The organism is Pseudomonas sp. S3E17, from assembly GCF_024168685.1.
Classification (GTDB): domain Bacteria; phylum Pseudomonadota; class Gammaproteobacteria; order Pseudomonadales; family Pseudomonadaceae; genus Aquipseudomonas; species Aquipseudomonas marginalis.
In genome coordinates this window covers 4,901,934-4,919,620 of sequence record NZ_JALJWE010000001.1, presented here as the reverse complement: position 1 = coordinate 4,919,620, position 17,687 = coordinate 4,901,934, and the positions used below count along the sequence as shown (strand labels likewise).

Below are 17,687 nucleotides of genomic sequence, written 5' to 3'. Positions count from 1 at the left end.
TTGGTGCATGGTTAGGTGGAAAATTGACGAAACGACAACTTTACTTGTAAAGTGAGTAAACTACTAAAGCATACATATTCACCACGCATCAATCATAAAGGTATCGAGCTATTTGAAGCCTAAAAAATAGAATGAGACAACCAACCCTAATCAACCTCACTAACCCAATTAAAATATATCGCACTTTCGACGGACAATAAAATGCTGAATGGAAATCCGGCCGCAAGACTTCTAGAAATAATACTAGAAGCAAAAGACGCAAACAAAAACGCAAACACTCTAATAGTTTGGGAGAAAATCCTCAAAAGTGAAAATAATCTAGCGCTGACGCACGAAAGACTGGCTAAAGTTATAAAGTTATCTGAAGAGACATGTGAGACTGTAAAAAGCCTTTTCCCCAGACAGATTCGACCTACCGACGCTTGGAAGAATGCATTAGACCAAGCTTTTGCGGGCCAAAATATGCTCGCAAACTTTAATTCCTTCATTGACTATATAGATAATACTGCAATTGATCATCTTACAGCTGCGGTAGACTTACTAGAATCCAAGCAGCCGACCATTCTAAGCGCCGAAGAAATAGAAGACTACACGAAGAAAATAAACGAGCTAATCGCAGAAATTTTAAATTCTTCATTGGAGGAAAAAGTTAAGGAGTACATGGTCAGATCACTGCGAAAAATAGTAATAGCTCTTGAGGAATACAGGTTGGCGGGTTCAATCCCAATTACAAACTCAATAGAGCAAATACTCGGACATGGCTTTTTTGATAAAGATTATGCTAACGCGCTGTCCAATACAAAAGAGGGGTCAAAACTAATGAGCATCCTTGGCGGGCTAGCGGATGCAGTCACAGTAGCTACGCCAATTGTTCAAATGTTATTACCAGAATCGATTAGAAAACTTCTGGGCACTTCAACTTAATTCAAACCATGTGCCCAGCACCAAATAATCGGGGAAGCAATCTCAAAAAAAAGACTCCGTCCCTTGGAAAACTCATCAACAAAATTAACTATAATAAAAACCCCTACAGCCATCCAATATTGGATGGCCGTCCTTCGATAAACTAGTCTATCATTTCACCAAAAGCATCCCAATCCAATTGCCCGAGTGCCTGGGTAAGAGAAGACAGTTCCATCTCAAGCTGTGAGTTCCCACCAGTATCAACTCTCACAACAGACAGCAAGGCAATTACAACCTCACGCCTCAAAGCTTTCATTGACGGTTTTTCTTTGTTAGCTATTTGCTGCCACAGCGTCTCAGCATTCAATACCTCACCGTTTGCCAATTCCCATTTACATTTAAGGGCTAAAATAGAATCGCGCTGAGTAATATTAAATCGTTGCTCCGCCTCACGAAGATGAGTTGCCGCCTCAGGAAGTTCGTCAGTAGCAATTTCGCACTTGATCCGCTGAGAGAGCATCGCAAAAGGAGGACGACTAGTTGCCTCAATAGCTTGCCGAGCCATTTCACGTGCCACTACCTTGTTGCCAAACCTGAACTCTACGGTCGAGGACCTATGAAGGAAAAATCCTCGCTTATCTACTTCTTCAAGATCAATTAAAGCTTTTCTCGCTACAGCTTCATCTCCATCGGCCACCGCAATTGTAACCAACAGATCGACCACGTATCTATTTTTTCTATCACTGCTTCCCTGAGCCAAAAGGAGATGTTCTTTTGCTTTCGGAAAGTTTCCAGAATGGAAATAACAACTGGCCAGTTCACGATTTATTGCAACCCCCTTTCTTCCACGTTTTACGGCTTCCTCATAATTACGAATTGCTTCTGGGAGATCGGATTGCAGGCGCGCACTGAAGCCGAGTAAGAAATAATATTCCTTGAGCGCTCCTAAGTCTCTTAGCTTTTGAACCTGAACTACTGCTTCCGGAAAATTTCCGAGCTGCGCGTGTGAACGAACAAGGAAGCTTCGAGCATCAATATTATCAGGTCGAATGTTCAAGGCTTGCTCACCTATTTCGATCGCGCGATCATACTCACGCTGATGATAAAAATCCTCTGTTAGCCTTACTAAGTCTGCTGGAAAACTAATCTCATCGTCAGTCGGCTCTAATCTTGCAAGTTGCCGCGCGCGATAAAGACTACGTAGAACTGTTAAACCACCGCGCTCGACGCCTACATCTTTTACAAACTTCTGTAATGCCTTGGCTACTTTTAAATGCGGAGTTTTCCACCGATCAAATAGATGTTGAGCCGCCTCCAGGAGAGGGTCCGAAAGGCGATAGAAACCGTCCTCATTAACTTCCAAAACAGAATGGTTAATCAGTTCACCCAGTATCTGCGCCAGTACGGCAGCACCAAGTCCTGTGGACTCTCCCACGACCGCGTAAGGAAGCGGACTATAAAAAGCAAGCACCTCAAGTACATTAGCTTTAGATGATCTACTTTCAACACCGTTCAACGCAGCAGAGAGAACTCTAGTACGAAAGTCTATCATTGGCCGTGGCTCACTCAGTAGCAAATCGAGCCCACCACTTGCAGCCAACTCTCCAGCGTAATACGCAGCTGGAGGATATCCTCTGACGAACTCAGCAAGCATCTTGATTTGAGGTCCATCAAAGCGAACTTCTTTATCACTCAGAACTTTAACCAAGAGATGTTCTATATCATCACCTGAAAGCGCTCTTACTGGCTCACATACCACTCCATCATAGGCAGCTTGAGGACCGGTTAAACCACTAGGCATTCTTCTTAAAACCATGCCAAGATAGAGCCCCTTATTCCTAGAGGCCACATCTATTATCGCACGACAAACTTTCGATATACTTCCATCCTCCGTAACCAGCCCTCCAGCATCAACTAAGGTTAAGAAAGATCTATCGCTTGAATTTGTAAGATATTTCTCTAAGCGTTCAAGTGAAGCATTTTCGGACTCCCCACGTATAGTATCTCCAAGAACCTTCAAGGACTTAATATCTGCCCAAAACTCTTTTTCCTCGGCCAGCTTAAATAGTAAGTCAGGAAGCTCATCGCCATTTTCAACTTCCAACGCAACGAAATCTTTATATTGCAAATAACTACGCGCTACATCTTCAAGTAATGTCTTTCGACCTATACCAGGCAATCCCCACAAGGCCAAAATTCTCGGGAGCTCCCTAGCTACAGGGTTCAATGCTTTACTAATTCTGTCACGTTCCGCGCCTCTACCAAAAAAATACGTAGAACGTGTGGCTCCAAGTCTCTTGTCTAATACCTGCGCAATCTCTCGCGCAACCGCGCTAGGTGATTTCGCGTTAACAACTAACCCTTTGCTAAGCCAAGGAGGCAAATCAGAATGTGTCACGTCATCAAGGAGAAAAACTAAAGCGTCACTCAAAAGCCCTGTTAAACGTTTGTCTTCAGCGATGTCTATTTCGTATGACACCCAATGTGATTTTAGAGCTTCCCTACTTGCAAAAAGCACGAACGTTTCAGCAGAGGTAAGACATTTGGAAATTTCGTTTTTAAAATCTTGACCTATATCGAATTGATGCCGATCAAGTAAGTAATGTTGACGCCCTAGTAGCTTTCCAACTTCTTCGACAAACGGTTTATCGGTTGATGAATGTGAAAGAAATGCTTTCATTCTGCTTTCCTTGTCTCAGAATTAATAAATTCGTTCTATTAACCTAACTGGTATCTTCTGACAGTCAGAATCTGCAGCATACTTACTTCTCTCAAGCCAATAAAACCACCCGGAACGATTATAAAAATTGGGCAAGACCACCATAACGCTGACTCCCTTGTACGCTATCAATCAATAGCCCCCCCAATTAAATCACCAATTCTCGCCTACACTACAAAACAACATTAAGGTTTTTCTTTTTTATCTATCATCAAACCGCTCGGCACGAATGTTTCACAAAAAACTTCAACTCCAAACTTAATTGCGAGCGCGACCGCACTAGCGGCTATCATAGTTGCGGAGATGCTAAATGAAGAGAACGATGTAACAATCGCTCCAGCGATGTATTTTTTATCGTATACAACCGAAAGCCCTTGGCTCCATGCCTTATAAACCTCGCTCTCTGGGTTGCATATGGCCCGCCAAGCAACGCGCTTAAGGGCCGAGCTTGCTCTTTTTCCAAGTTCAAGCTTAGTTTCTTCGGTCAGTGGGGGAGGCAAGAACTTGACATCTGGTTTGGGAAGATTAAGCTGATAAGTATCTCGGACTTCCTTCAATATATCTATTGAATCTTTTGGAACAGCTTTCCCCATTTCTATCAAGATTTGATCTTCATTCTTACTCATTATAAGATTTATCGCCTCTTGATTAACCTTCGATATATCAAGAGGCGCTTCACCTTCAGTCTGAAGCCCTACTAAAATACTCTCCTCCTCCAACCGCTCGATTAATCTCTTATGAAACTGTTTTCTGCGCTCATCAGACTTTATATTGCCAATATTTCGAATGGCCTTAATAATTAACTCGCGAGCCTTTATTAAATTTTTTTCGCGCAAATAACAGATCGCCAACAAGGATGTTGCTTCGAGATTAAGCCTTGTTCCTTCGGAGCTTTTTTTCATGACGCCTTCAAAACCCAGCTTTGCAAACAAAATACTATTCGCTTCCATAGCCGTTTCAAATAGCCAGTTTTTTGATTGTAAAAGCCTTACCTCATGCCCGGTAGGCCGAAGTAGAAGTTGGATTTCAGCAGTAATCTGCTTCGCTAGATCTAAATTCGCAGATCTTACACACAGCTTTAATCGCGGTTCTAAAACCGCAAGTTTATTGGTCTGATATTTGGTGAGCGGAGGCGGCTTAGGCATTTTTTAGCTCTTAGTAGCCCTGGATTTTAGGGGCATCAGTAATCGAAACAGCCGAAGGTTAAACAACTATCTCACTTACCACAAAGTGCACACACTTTTTCAGCAAGATTTCCTGACGGTGCTACAAAGAGCCCTTTACTTAACAACCCGGCCGGACCCGCGTGAAATCCTTCGCATGCTATCTGGCACTTTGTATTTAACACGTGCTTTAGTATTTCGCTTTTCTCTGCATCAGAAAGTTTTTCATACCAAGTATCAAATTGTCTAATTACTGACATGCTGCCTCCTTACAGGTGTGTTACCGCATACCTGACACTCACCAGGTATAAAATTAAATGGAGATGACTCACAAAAGGAGCAAACTACATTTGCGTCTCCAGGAACCAACTTACTCAAAGAGTAGCGATAGGCTTCCTTTTTGAGAACCCCACTTACACTCCCGAGGTTCTCTTGATCTCTTGAATCCATTTCAACAAGATAATTATAGAACCATGAAAGCTCCGAATCGTCCTTATGAAGTAACTTTAGAGCTTCACTACCCACATAAATATTTGATCTCCTTGCGATTAAATAATTTTCTCGCCTTTGATCAATTTTTAAAATCAACGAAAAAACTGACAAAGTCAAAAGCAGTACTGACAGCATTATAGATACGACATTCAGAGCGCTTTCGTACGGGGTTCCTTTCGCAATTAAAATTGCTGCGGAAAACAAAATAGGCACTAAAATTGTTAAACAGCTTATGGTCAAAGACAGAGTTTCAAGTAGCTTTAACTTACTTGTATATATATATTCTGCTACTAGGGCGTTTGTTCTGCCTTGTAACACTCCATTATTCATGTCCACTCCTGTGTAACTCCATAATTTCAAGCGTTCTCTCAGAGGAATCAAATTATTTCTACGCCTTGCACCTCGAGCGATGCTATAGCCTCGTAGCAATTTCCCCCAATATGAGCAGCATTCCCTATCCGTGGGGCAATAGGCTTCCTGGCTGCTTCTAGAAGGTGAGGGTAGCCTGGGAAACGGGGGGAAGACAATCCAAACGGTGGCTAGCCGAACATTTTTTGTGAAACAGCTATCTTTTGCCGCACCATCGCACCTGAGTGCCCGGATCGGCATAACTGGCCGAGGTTTTTTTGTCATACCACCTGCTCACAACGCGCTATAAATGCCCAACCGCAACTCTGGTGCCTAAGCGTTGAAGCGAGTGCTATACCTCAAGCCAAAGTACTTTGCTAATCACGCATAAATAGATCAAACGCCACCAAAAAAGGGCAGTATGTATCTCACGACCTTTTAAATAGCCTAATATCGCTTCATAAGTTTATATTTAGGTTCAGGGTTCACAGATCGGTGTGTGAACTACAGGGTCGACATTCATCCGGCTTAAGCCTTCCATTTCTACTTGATAAACCAACTGAAATAAGGAGCCTCGAGTGAGTTAGAGGTACCCATCCAGTTTATTAGAACATCTTTGGGGTCTGTGACCAGCCTTTCCGTTTCACGATCCCATTCAAAGAGAACTTCCTGCAAACTACCCGCACCGCTGAAAATAGACAGCGCTCCAAAATAATAGCCCATCCATACGCCCGGGGGACCAATACCAATATGCACGGTCAACTCCTCCGTTCGCATGCTCCAACGGTGGCCTACGGTGATTTGCGGATCTATTTCAAGAATGTCAGCGAGCGTTAGCTTCCCAAGCGGAATATCAACGAAAGGATTGTATCCCCCATAGGTTTCTCCGTGACACAAGGCAACAACAACGTCAGCAATACCTCCGTTTTCGTCAAAGGAAAGCTCAACCTGAGTCTCCTCATATCGGAAAAGCCAGATATTTCCATGAATGTACGTAGGTGTCCCCAATAAGTCGCTAACACGCGCCCTGGGCACCCCACGCTCCAAGTGTTGGAGTAAATTTTGTGGTGTTTTTACTCTGTGGAGCTCCAGCTTAGAACCATCAGGGCCTGTAGTCTCGCCTTGCAACGAGGCGATTCGTTCACGGGTTATGGCCTCAAACCTAGCGTTAGTCATTAGGGGTCGAATTGACCCGCCCTCCCAAGCTATCGCTTCCCGCTCCGCCTCCACCTTTCTAAACGATTGCCACTGATCTTGGGCTTTCTGTAGCCATGCAGCTTCCTCGGTAGATAGGCGCTGCATCAAATCGAGCACCAATGCGGTCAGATCATGATCGGCTTCTTGTGCCTTTACCGCAGACAGTAAGTTCATGTCAGCTTGCGTTAATGTCTTCTCCCAATACTCAGAAATTTGTTCACTAGGTTCCTTAAGTTCATGTTCAATGCATTTGACGTCCATAACTAACTGTTTTGCTACATCGGCGTATTGCGTAGCCACTATGACCGCGTTCGCCGCTTCTTCGCCAAGAACCTGACTTCGCAGTCTGTGAAGGTCACCGATCGACATGTCATTTTCGTCGAGCTTCTTTTGAAGGTCGGCGAGTTGACTGTATTGCGCAATTTTCTCCGTTTCAGGTTTGCTCTCGACCTTTCGCTTGAGCATATACTCGCCGAATCGGAAAATTCCGTAGACCAGAGGAAGAATGAGCCATCCTCCCCATTTACCGCTGATCAGCGCCTCAATCCACTGGAGTGCGCCCTCCCACTGAAAAGGATCTGGTTCTGGAAGTGCCACTGTGCCTCCGATGCTAGATCGAGATTTATTGTCCAATATAGCTGGATAAAACTGCGCCCTTCCATCACTCCGCCGTTTCTGACAAAACATACGGGTTGATGACCGCATCAAGTGCATGAACTACGAAGAAATCGCGTCTTGCCAGTATTGTCCGGAATCAACGTAAAAATCCGACCCTAAACGGTATCTTCGGGCTCAGGACAGCCTGATCCCGCAAGCAAAGCTCGCTAGGGCTTGGTATCCAGCTAGAGCGGAATTTAGTACTCAATGGCCAGATCAACATAAGCTAGTAGGAATCTCTTTGTATCCCCGTATGCATCCCTAGAATTTATAGACCTAATAATCTCTATATGAATCATTTGCTTATGGTCTGAATTCAAATGACGCCGGGGCACCATATAGCAGTCTCGGACTGTCTCAGACAGTCTACGAAACACCCCAAGAAGCCCGCCCCGTGCGGGCTTTCTTGTTTCTGACGGTTTACCGCTGTCCTCCCCCCGCAAATCCCCCCCTCTCGCACCTTTGAATCACACGCCTTAACGTCCTCATAAACACAACCCCAAGCCCAGCAAAATCCCTCCCCCCAGAAACAGTCTGGCATCCAGCCAGAACCCTGACATACGATACCCCCCTCACCCCCGGAGACTCACGGATGAGCACCCCCACCCCCCAATCGCTCTCCCTCTCATTGCGCTCCTACTCCGGTCAGGTCGAGCTTCACCAGCACGACTTTCATCAAGTCGTACTCCCCCAATCCGGGTCAATGGAGATTGAGGTCGACGGACGAGGTGGCAAGGTCGATGCGAGTCAGGGGGTGGTGATTTCTGCTGGGGCCCGGCATACGTTCCTGGCCAACACCCATAACCGTTTCCTGGTGCTGGACGTCTCGACCGAGCGTGGCGAGGCGCAGAAGGGTACGGTTGCGTCATTTGACCCACTCAACGACAAGCGCTTTTTTGCGGTCAGGCCCGATATACGGCATTTGCTCGATTACGCCAGCAGCAACGGGCCACAGTTGGTCGGGTCGCTCGCGATGGCCGAGTCCTGGAGTCGGTTGTTGTTGTGTTCGTTATTGCAGCCCGAGGTTGCGCGGAGCGATCCCGGTCAGTTCATTCTTGCTCGCGCGCTGGCCTACATCGAGCAGCACTTGGGCACGGCCCTGACGGCGCATGATATTGCGCGTTATGCGGGCACCAGTGAGCGGCGCTTGTATGTGCTATTTGGGCAGCACCTGAACACAACGCCGTTCTCGCATATCGCGAACTTGCGTCTGAATCTGGCCATTGACCTGTTGCGCCAAACATCTTTGTCGATCATTGATATTGCGCATCGCGCCGGGTACGCCGACCAGAGTGCGTTAACCCATGCCCTGAAGAAAGCCCGCCATCTGACGCCGGCCGTGGTGCGAAAACAAGGGCGAGATCACTGAAAAAACAGCAGTCCCGAACAATTCTTCGGCGGGTCTGATCAATACTCGCTCTCTCGACCTTTCTATTGTTCCCGCTTGAGGATTATCCGCAGACGGGGCTTGCATGAGCACTTCCAACCCATCCATCACCCTTGCCAAGGGCGCCGCCAGTGCGACGCTGATCGGGGTGATTGCCGTGTTTTTGTGGGCGTGCCTGGCGCTTCTGACCACCTTGACCGCCGGCATCCCGGCCTTTCAGTTGCTGGCTTCGAGTTTCGCGGTCGCGTTCGTGGCCAGCCTGTGCGTGCTGGGGCTGCGTGGCGCTGCTGGGTTCAGCAGCTGGCGCCAGCCCTGGCCTGTGTGGGCCACGGGGTTTGCCGGGATCTTTGTCTATCACGCGTTGTATTTCTTTGCCCTGAAGGCCGCGCCTGCGGCTGAAGCCAGCCTGATTGCCTACCTGTGGCCACTGCTGATCGTGCTGCTGTCGAGCCTTGCCACCGGCGAGTCGCTGCGCAAGCGCCAGCTGCTGGGCGCCTTGCTCGGCCTGGCGGGGACGGCCTTCATCATGCAACTGCGGGCCCGGAGTGACAGTGCGTCGATGCCGGTTATCGGTTACGCCGCCGCCTTTGCGTGTGCCTGGGTCTGGGCGATGTATTCGGTGTTCAACCGGCGGTTCAGCCATGTTCCGAGCAACATCATCGGGGGGATTTGCGGGCTGGTGGCAGTGGCCGGCGGGCTCTGTCACCTGGCTTTCGAAACCACGGTGCGGCCTGAGCCGGGCCAGTGGGCCGCAATCGTTGCCCTGGGGCTGGGCCCGGTGGGCCTGGCTTTTTTCGCCTGGGACCACGCGACCAAGCACGGAAACCTATCGATGCTGGGCGCCCTGTCTTACCTGGCGCCGCTGTTCTCCACGCTGCTGCTGATTGCCGTGGGGCAAAGCGATGCCAAGCCGATCTTGATGATTCCCGCGGTGTTGATCATTACGGGGGCGGTCATCGCCACTTCACGCTCACGCACGACCTCACGGTGATCTCGACGGGCCGAGTTTTTCAGTCGTGCCCACACGCCCCCCACTCCCCTTCTCTGTCTTGCTTGAGGAGTCGGGAGCGGGGCAAAGACTGCGGCGGTCAGCGTGCGCGTCAGACCCTGGCAGGCGACACGATAATCTTCACATTGTGTTCCTTGTTTTTAACCAGCTCCTCAAAGCCCTGCCCCACGATCTGCTCCAACTGAATGCGCCCCGTCACCAGTGGCGAGATGTCCAGCCGCCCATCCGCGATAAACGCGATCACGTCGGCGAACTCCCCGTTGTAGGCCAGCGCACCGAGTACCTGTTTTTCCGTGGCCACCAGCTCGAAAAAGTTGAACTCGCTGGGTTCTTCGAAGATGCCCACCAGTACGCACTTGCCGGCCTTGCGGATCAGGTCGATGGCGAGTTTGGCCGTGTGTTTGTTGCCGATGCATTCGAAACTGACGTCCGCGCCGAGCCCGCCGGTCAGGCGGCGGACCTCGGCCAGGGCGTCGCATTCATTCGGATCGAGCACATGGGTCGCCCCCACTTCCCGGGCCTTGGTCTTGCGCGCGCCGGACATTTCCAGCGCGATCACCTGGGCCGCGCCCGCCGCCTTGGCGCACATGATGGTGCACAGGCCGATGGTGCCGGCACCGACCACCACGACGTTTTGCCCGAGCAGGCTTCCGGCTTTTTTCACCGCGTGCATGCCGACGGCCAGAGGCTCGATCAGCGCCCCGGCTTCAGCAGGGAAGTTCGCCGGTAGCTTGTACAGCAGGTTGGCGGGCACGTTGACCAGTTCGGCGAACGCACCGTTGTTCATCAGGCCGGTAAAGGCCAGGTTCTCGCAAATGTTGTACAGCCCATGGGTGCAGTAGTAGCACGTGCCGCAATGTTGGCAGGCATCGGCTGCCACCGGCTCGCCGACGCTGAAGCCCTGTACGCCGGCACCGAGTTCGACGATCTCGCCACAAAACTCATGACCGAGAATGCATTGGCCCTTGATCCCGGTCAGCGGGTGCGGGGCGTCGACCGGAATGAACACCGGGCCGGCCACGTACTCATGCAGATCGGAGCCGCAAATGCCGCACCATTGCACGCGGATCTGCACCCAACCGGCAGGCGGCGAAACGGGCAGCGGCACGTCTTCGACGCGGATGTCGTTACGACCGTGCCAGACAGCGGCACGCATGCTGCGTTGCGAGTTGCTCGAAAGGCTCATAGCGAAGTCTCCTTGAAACGGTTGGCACTGGCGCGCCGGGTGGGTTGCCAGTGGCCAGAGCAAGGCCGGTGCCAGCTGTGCAAAAACGCCTGGACGCCCCTCTCCTAGAGCCGCCGAATGCAAACCTCAGGGTGGCCGGCATTGAGGTCAAACGAGACGCGCCATGCCAGATCGCACGCGGTAGCGACGAGACCGTGAGACGTTGCGTCTCACTGCAAGCGTTGATGCCAGGGGCGTGCCTGATACACCGCAGTCGTCTTCAATAGGGGCGCTTCGCACCCCAGCGCGGGGCAAGCCCGCTCACCACAGCAAGCCCGATCACCACAATAAGCTTGCGCAGGCTCACCCGATAACCCATTCGAGATTGCACCTCCACGCCCCACGTGATCGAGGACTACTCACCACAACAAGCCCGCTCATCACAGCAAGCCCGCTCACCACAAGTAGGGTGTTCGCCCTTAACTGACGAACCGGCGCCAACCAAGGGTGCTCAAGCGGCCCAAGCCACCTGTATGACGTTTTGTCAGCCGATCTGTATCTAACGCACGCCCTGCTCCCGCCCTACCATCAGGCGCATCCAACCTGCGCAACGACGCGCTCAACCTACAGGAGTTAACCCATGCCCGAACTGTCGAGCCTGCTGGCGTATGGTCTGATTTCCCTTGGCATGGTGCTGACGCCCGGCCCGAACATGATCTACCTGATTTCGCGCTCGATCTGCCAGGGGCCGCTGGCCGGGTTGATTTCACTCGGCGGCGTGGCGCTGGGTTTCGTCGTGTATATGCTGTGCGCGGCGCTGGGGATTACCGCGTTGCTGATGGCAGTGCCGTATGCGTATGACGCACTCCGGCTCGGCGGTGCGCTTTACCTGTTGTACCTGGCCTGGCAAGCGGTCAAGCCCGGCGGGCGCTCGGCGTTTCATGTGCGCGACTTGCCCAGGGACGGCCCACGCAAGCTGTTCATGATGGGCTTTGTGACCAACCTGTTGAATCCGAAAGTCGCGGTGATGTATCTGTCATTGCTGCCCCAATTCATCTCCCCCACTGGCCACGGCAGCGTGCTGACGCAATCCATCGTGCTGGGGTTTACCCAGATCATGATCAGTGTGAGCGTGAATGCGGTGATCGCCATCATGGCCGGTTCCATCGCGACGTTCCTGGCGGCCAAGCCGGTATGGCAACTGGTGCAGCGCTGGCTGATGGGGACTGTGCTGGCTGGCCTGGCGGTGCGCATGGTTTTTGATGCGCGGCGTTGAAGACGGGGTTTGAGGGCACTGTGGTGAGCGGGCTTGCCCCGCGTTGGGCTGTGCAGCAGCCCCAAAACCAGACGCTGTGCGCTATCGGGTATACCGCATTTGTCTTCATTGGGGGTGCTTCGCACCCCAGCGCGGGGCAAGCCCGCTCACCACAGATTACCGGTGGCCCATTCTTTCTTGGTCAATGCTTGCGCAGCGCCTCCAGCCGCGCCGGCAGGTCTTCCTCGGGGAAGCGCGCGTGCAACGCCAGCAATTTTTCATCCGCGGCTTTGCTTTCACCCGCTTCACGCAAGCGCACTATCGCCTGTAACTCTTGCTCCAGCGACGGCAACGCTGACGGTGCGCGCTTGCTGAGTCTGGCGCTCGATTCATCTGCCAGCGCACCTGCCATCTCAGCCTGAACCGGCGCACGTTCAGCCTTGGGCGCGGCGGCGATGCGCGCCATCGGCGCCGGTGCGGACAACGCTTGCGGCGCCGGGCGGGCGGCTTCCTCGTGCATGGCGGAGAAGGTCGCCGTGGAGATTTCGGGTTGCGGCACGGGCGAGCGCGTGACCACGCCGATCATCAGCGCCAAGCCGGCCACGGTGGCGAATGCCATTTGCCAGCGCGGGCGTTGGCAGGCGTGCAGCCAGCGTTGCCACAGGCTCGGTGGCGGTGCCGGGGCTTCGCGGCGGGCGGCGTTGAGGATGAAGGCGTCGAGGGGCGCGGGCGGCTCGCCGCTGCTGTGTTGACGGTAATGCTGGAGCAGCACGTCGTCGGTGTCGGGCGTGTGTCGGGAGTCGGTCATGCAAGTATCTCCTCGGCCAGCAGGCGGCGCAGTTTCTGCTGGGCGTAACGCAGGCGGCTTTTGACGGTTTCCAGCGGGGCTTGGGTGAGGGCGGCGATTTGCGGCACGTCGAGGTCGCCGTGCAGGCGCAGCAGGAAGACTTCGCGCTGGTCTTCGGGCAAGTCTTGCAGGGCGGCGTCGAGGCGCGCCTGGTCGCGGCTCAGGCTCAGCTGTTGCTCGGGGCCGGCGCTGTCGTCGGCCTGGGCGTGCAATTGCTCATCGTAGCTGTCGTGCAGCGGGTTGTGGATGCCGTGCTTGCGCCAGTGGTCGATCAGGCGGTTGCGGGCGATCTGGAACAGCCATGTACGAAAACTCGCCCGGCCTTGTGGCTGGGTGTTGCTGCGGATCAGGCTGAGCCAGGTGTCCTGGTAGATTTCCTCGGCCAGTTCGGCTTTGTTGCTCAGGGACACGAGGAAGCGGTAGAGGCCTTGACGGTGCCGCGCGTACAAGGCTTCGAACGCGGCGGCGTCACCGGTTCGGTAACGGGCCAGCAGCGATTCGTCGCTGGATGGATCATCTGGAACAGCCATGCAGGGGGCGAACTCCTTTTATAAATTTAACGCTGTTCAAGTGTGGGAGGGGGCAAGCCCCCTCCCACATTTGATCCGTGTCGTGGTCGAGATCAAGGTTTCAGGCTTTGGGTCAGCTCTACCAGTTGCACGAACTCGTTGCGCAGGCCGAACGGGTCATCGCCCCGGGCCGAACGGGCCAGTGCGGCGGTGTCCTTCAAACTCATGCTGCCAGTGTAGCGGCCATCGCCCTTGAGCTGTTGGGCGAAGGCGGCCACCGCCGCCGAGAAGCGCAGATCGTCGCTGGCCTGGGTGGTTTCGTGGCGGATGGGCCGTTCGATCAAGCGGCTGTCACCGCCCGTGGCGGGCTTGTAGCGCACGCGCAGCATCGCCAGTTCATCGGATTGACCTTCGGCCGCAGGCGCAGTGGCGTAGCGCAATGGCTCCAACCAGCCCTTCTGGCCCTTCGGCACAATTTCATACAGCGCGGTCACGGTATGCCCTGCGCCGATCTCACCGGCATCGACTTTGTCGTTGTTGAAATCCTCACGCTTGAGGGCACGATTTTCATAGCCCAGCAGTCGATACTCGCTGACCTGTGCCGGATTGAATTCCACCTGCACTTTCACATCCCGCGCGACCACCGCCAGGGTTGAACTGAGCTGGTCCACCAGCACCTTGCGGGCTTCGCGCAGGTTGTCGATATAGGCGTAATTGCCATCGCCGGCATCGGCCAGTTGTTCCATCAGGTGTTCGTTGTAGTTATCCACACCGAAGCCAAGGGTGGTCAGGGACACCCCGCTTTTACGCTGCTCGACGGCCATTTGCTTGAGGCTGTCGAAGTCGCTGACGCCCACATTGAAGTCACCGTCGGTGGCCAGCAGGATGCGGTTGATGCCCTTGTCGATAAAGCCTTCGCGGGCCATCTGGTAGGCCAGTTCGATACCGGATGCGCCTGCCGTGGAACCGCCAGCGGTGAGTTGATCGATGGCATTGCGGATCTTGGCCTTGTCGCGACCCGACGTAGGCTTGAGCACCACGCGGGATTCGCCGGCATACACCACCAATGAAACCCGGTCCTGATCACGCAACTGGTCCACCAGCAGTTTCAGGGTGCTTTGCACCAACGGCAAGCCTTCGCGGCGGTCCATGGAGCCGGACACATCCACCAGGAACACCAGGTTGGCCGGCGCCAGGTCCGCCACGGCGCGGTCGGACGCCTTGAGGCCGATGCGCAGCAGTTGGGTATTCGGGTTCCACGGTGTGGCGGCGACCTCGGTGGTCACGCCAAACGGTGAGCCGTCGGTGGGCAAGGCGTAGTTGTAGGGGAAGTAGTTGACCATTTCCTCCAGTCGCACAGCGCCTTCGGGCGGCAGGCTGCCTTGGTTGAGGAAGCGTCTGACGTTGGCGTAGCTGCCTGTGTCGACATCCACACTGAAGGTGGACACCGGCGTTTCGGCCACGCGATGCACCGGGTTGTCCGGCAGGTTGGCGTATTGCTCGCGGGGTTCGCTGCGGTAGTCCATCGCCGCTGATTCCTGCATGCGCATTGGCGCGGGCATTGCCATGCGCTTGACCATGGCGCCCTGGGGCGACGCGCGTTGCAACTCGGCAACGGGCTCGGCCGGTTTGGCCAACTCAGGGGACGAAGACAGCCCACACCCGGCCAGCGCCACCACCAGGGTGACGGCAAAGCCTTGGGCAGCAGGACGCAGGAAGAGCAGAGGACGGGACATGGGCTGAACCTCGTGAATGAATGATCCGTTCACAAGGTCAGACGCAAGGTGCGGGATGTTCGGGTTAACCCTGATTCAAATAACACCACAGTTGGTCTGTGGTGTTCTCAGAATCCGGATATCAGTCCGTGCCGTACTTCGGGTTGCGCGGGCCGTACAGGAGCCCCGCGCGTTGGCCCGGCGACAGCAGGCGTGCACTGGTGATGCCGGCAATCGGGTGGGCTGCATCGGTGGAGCTGTTGATCACTTGCTTGACCGCCGCGGTGATCAGCATGCCCACCAGTCCGCCGCTGTTGTTGTTGCCTTCTTCGCTGGAGGCCCGAGCCGAACCGGTCCACAGGGTGGTGCCGGTGCGTAGGTCCACCAGTTTGGCCGAGGCCGTCACGGCGGTGTCGCTGGAGATCAGCATGTACTTGGTGCCGTACTCGCTGACGGTGATGTACAGCGCCGCGTCCGCGCCGAAGATGTCGTGCAGCTTGGCCGGTGGCACGCCCTGGATATCGTTGGCGGTGGTCAGGCCGTTCTGGCGGAAGGTTTCGTCCACCAGGGCAATCGGCAGCACGTAGTAGCCCGCTTCGGCCAGCGGGTAGGTCACTTGCGAGACCAGGCTGTACGAGGCCTGCACTTCCGGCGACTCGTTGATCGGCGGCAGTACCAGGATCGACTTGGGCCGCGCCTGTTTGTACGCGGTGTAGTCAATGGTCTTGGGGGCTGCGCAACCGCCGAGCAAAGCCAGGGCCAGCAAGGCACCGGTGAGTTTCAACAGGCTCATTTAGTGGCCACTCCGGTCTTGGCGTTTTTCAGCAGGAAGTCCATGTACGAAGCAGACTCGGGGAACAGCGCCTTCTCGGTGCGGAACTCCTGCACCATCTGGTCATCCTTGCCCATGCTCAGGTACAGCATGCCCAGGTGCGCGTGGTAACCCGGCGGCGCCTTGCGGCCGCTGGCGTTGATCTTTTGCAGATCACGCTCCAACGCCTCGACCTGCGCTTCCTTGGGCTCGCCCTTGAAGTACTCGTAAACCTGCGGCTGGTAGCTTTCCCATTGATACAGGGGCTGGGGCGCCGTGTGGCACCCGCTCACTACTGCGATTGCTGTCAGCATCAGCGCCAACTTCACTGCCTTGCTCATCCGTGTACTGCTCCTTGAGGTGCTGTTGATCAGTTGCGCGGGTTCCAGGCGCCGGCGTTGATGCCGTCGACCAGGCGGTTGATGGCTTCGCGCATGGCCAGGTCGAGGACCTTGCCATTGAGGGTGGAGTCGTAGCTGGCGGTGCCGCCGAAGCCGACCACTTCACGGTTGGACAGCGCGTACTCACCGGCGCCCTGGGTGGAATACACCACTTCGGAGGTGCTGATGTTGACGATGTTCAGTGCGACCTTGGCGTAGGCCACTTGGGTCTTGCCACGGCCAAGGATGCCGAACAGCTGGCGGTCGCCGGTCTCTTTGCGGCCGAACTCGGTCACGTCGCCGGTCACGACGTAGTCAGCGCCCTTGAGCTTCTGCGCGGTGCCCTTGATCGCGGCTTCCTGGGAGATTTCGCCCATGTTGTCGCGGTCCAGCACGCTGAAGCGGTTGGTCTGCTGCAGGTGGGTAATCAGGATGGTCTTGGCCTGGCCACCGAGGCGGTCGACGCCGTCGGAGAAGATGCCTCGCATGTAGCTGGAGCGGTTGTCGAACTTGCCCACGGCGATGGGCACGCGCACGCCGGAATAGGCCACGTTGGCGCTGGCGACTTGTTCCACCGGCATGGCGCGGTTGCTCTCCGTGGCGCAACCGGCCACGGTCAGCAGTGCTGCGGCGGCAAGGCCGGACAGCAGGATGTTGGACAGTGTTTTCAAGGAGTGCTCCTAAAATGGGGGAATCGGGTTATAGCAGCTGACGCTAGCAAGACGGAATATCGCGCAGGTCGTCGCGGGTGTAGTCGCTTAGCCCGCGAGTGAAATACCGCTCGACACTGGAAATGCCGCCAAGGCTCTTCCATTGCCGCGCCTGGCCTCGCCAGTTGCTGGGCTCCAGGCTGGGGCGATTCTGGGCGAAGTGCAGCACCTCGGCACCGAGCTGCTGGCGAGCTTTTTCATCCGACATGAGGTGCTTACTCTTGCCCTTCACCTCAACGTTGAAGGTGTCGAGCCAGTCAGTGGCAGCCTTGGGAATGGTGACCGGTGCCGGAGAGATGTAGTACTCCGGCTTGGAGGCGCAGCCCGACAGTAGGCAGACGCAGAGGAATACGGCAAACGCGCGCATGTCTGAATTCATCCCTGAAAAGTATCGTGCTTTAAACAATCGCGGCATTTTAC

The 17,687-nt window shown here is 54.3% G+C and carries 16 protein-coding genes; 4 read left to right on the top strand and 12 right to left on the bottom strand.

Annotated features, from left to right (window positions below):
• Positions 1–201: 201 nt before the first annotated feature.
• On the top strand, positions 202–924 hold the full coding sequence (locus J3D60_RS22275) for a hypothetical protein (protein WP_253492804.1): 723 nt from the start codon (positions 202–204) through the stop codon (positions 922–924).
• Between the two features lie 142 nt (positions 925–1,066).
• Here the strand turns inward: J3D60_RS22275 and J3D60_RS22270 are convergent, their stop codons facing one another.
• The 4 genes from J3D60_RS22270 to J3D60_RS22255 form a co-directional block, all read right to left on the bottom strand.
• Positions 1,067–3,583 (bottom strand): tetratricopeptide repeat protein, encoded by a 2,517-nt coding sequence (locus J3D60_RS22270; protein WP_253492801.1) that lies wholly within the window; start codon positions 3,581–3,583, stop codon positions 1,067–1,069.
• Between the two features lie 224 nt (positions 3,584–3,807).
• Positions 3,808–4,767, bottom strand: coding sequence for a hypothetical protein (locus tag J3D60_RS22265; RefSeq protein WP_253492798.1), 960 nt, complete (start codon positions 4,765–4,767; stop codon positions 3,808–3,810).
• Positions 4,768–5,031: 264 nt separating this feature from the next.
• On the bottom strand, positions 5,032–5,607 hold the full coding sequence (locus J3D60_RS22260; RefSeq protein ID WP_253492795.1) for a mobilome CxxCx(11)CxxC protein: 576 nt from the start codon (positions 5,605–5,607) through the stop codon (positions 5,032–5,034).
• A gap of 561 nt (positions 5,608–6,168) precedes the next feature.
• A complete protein-coding gene (locus tag J3D60_RS22255; protein ID WP_253492793.1) occupies positions 6,169–7,419 on the bottom strand; it encodes a lysozyme inhibitor LprI family protein in 1,251 nt (416 codons plus the stop codon).
• A 652-nt stretch (positions 7,420–8,071) separates the two neighbouring features.
• Here J3D60_RS22255 and J3D60_RS22250 point away from each other — a divergent pair.
• Positions 8,072–8,848, top strand: coding sequence for an AraC family transcriptional regulator (locus J3D60_RS22250; protein ID WP_253492790.1), 777 nt, complete (start codon positions 8,072–8,074; stop codon positions 8,846–8,848).
• A gap of 103 nt (positions 8,849–8,951) precedes the next feature.
• A complete protein-coding gene (locus J3D60_RS22245; protein ID WP_253492788.1) occupies positions 8,952–9,857 on the top strand; it encodes a DMT family transporter in 906 nt (301 codons plus the stop codon).
• Between the two features lie 109 nt (positions 9,858–9,966).
• Here the strand turns inward: J3D60_RS22245 and J3D60_RS22240 are convergent, their stop codons facing one another.
• Complete coding sequence (locus J3D60_RS22240; protein WP_227451536.1) at positions 9,967–11,031, bottom strand: 2,3-butanediol dehydrogenase; 1,065 nt, start codon at positions 11,029–11,031, stop codon at positions 9,967–9,969.
• A gap of 649 nt (positions 11,032–11,680) precedes the next feature.
• Here J3D60_RS22240 and J3D60_RS22235 point away from each other — a divergent pair.
• Positions 11,681–12,316, top strand: a complete 636-nt coding sequence (locus J3D60_RS22235; protein WP_027607878.1) for a LysE family translocator — start codon at positions 11,681–11,683, stop codon at positions 12,314–12,316.
• A 181-nt stretch (positions 12,317–12,497) separates the two neighbouring features.
• Here the strand turns inward: J3D60_RS22235 and J3D60_RS22230 are convergent, their stop codons facing one another.
• From J3D60_RS22230 to J3D60_RS22200, 7 genes are all read right to left on the bottom strand, one after another.
• Positions 12,498–13,103 carry a hypothetical protein gene (locus tag J3D60_RS22230; RefSeq protein ID WP_253492785.1) on the bottom strand — a complete coding sequence of 202 codons (606 nt, stop codon included), beginning with the start codon at positions 13,101–13,103 and terminating at the stop codon, positions 12,498–12,500.
• Positions 13,100–13,672: an RNA polymerase sigma factor gene (locus J3D60_RS22225; RefSeq protein ID WP_253492783.1), complete on the bottom strand. Its 573-nt coding sequence runs from the start codon at positions 13,670–13,672 to the stop codon at positions 13,100–13,102. Before J3D60_RS22225 ends, J3D60_RS22230 begins: the two co-directional genes overlap by 4 nt.
• A gap of 92 nt (positions 13,673–13,764) precedes the next feature.
• Positions 13,765–15,387, bottom strand: coding sequence for a VWA domain-containing protein (locus tag J3D60_RS22220; protein WP_253492779.1), 1,623 nt, complete (start codon positions 15,385–15,387; stop codon positions 13,765–13,767).
• Positions 15,388–15,508: 121 nt separating this feature from the next.
• Complete coding sequence (locus J3D60_RS22215) at positions 15,509–16,159, bottom strand: DUF799 domain-containing protein (RefSeq protein WP_253492777.1); 651 nt, start codon at positions 16,157–16,159, stop codon at positions 15,509–15,511.
• On the bottom strand, positions 16,156–16,518 hold the full coding sequence (locus tag J3D60_RS22210; protein WP_253492776.1) for a DUF4810 domain-containing protein: 363 nt from the start codon (positions 16,516–16,518) through the stop codon (positions 16,156–16,158). Before J3D60_RS22210 ends, J3D60_RS22215 begins: the two co-directional genes overlap by 4 nt.
• A gap of 29 nt (positions 16,519–16,547) precedes the next feature.
• Positions 16,548–17,228, bottom strand: a complete 681-nt coding sequence (locus tag J3D60_RS22205; RefSeq protein ID WP_253492775.1) for a CsgG/HfaB family protein — start codon at positions 17,226–17,228, stop codon at positions 16,548–16,550.
• A gap of 43 nt (positions 17,229–17,271) precedes the next feature.
• On the bottom strand, positions 17,272–17,634 hold the full coding sequence (locus J3D60_RS22200) for a hypothetical protein (protein WP_065941033.1): 363 nt from the start codon (positions 17,632–17,634) through the stop codon (positions 17,272–17,274).
• Positions 17,635–17,687 lie beyond the last annotated feature (53 nt).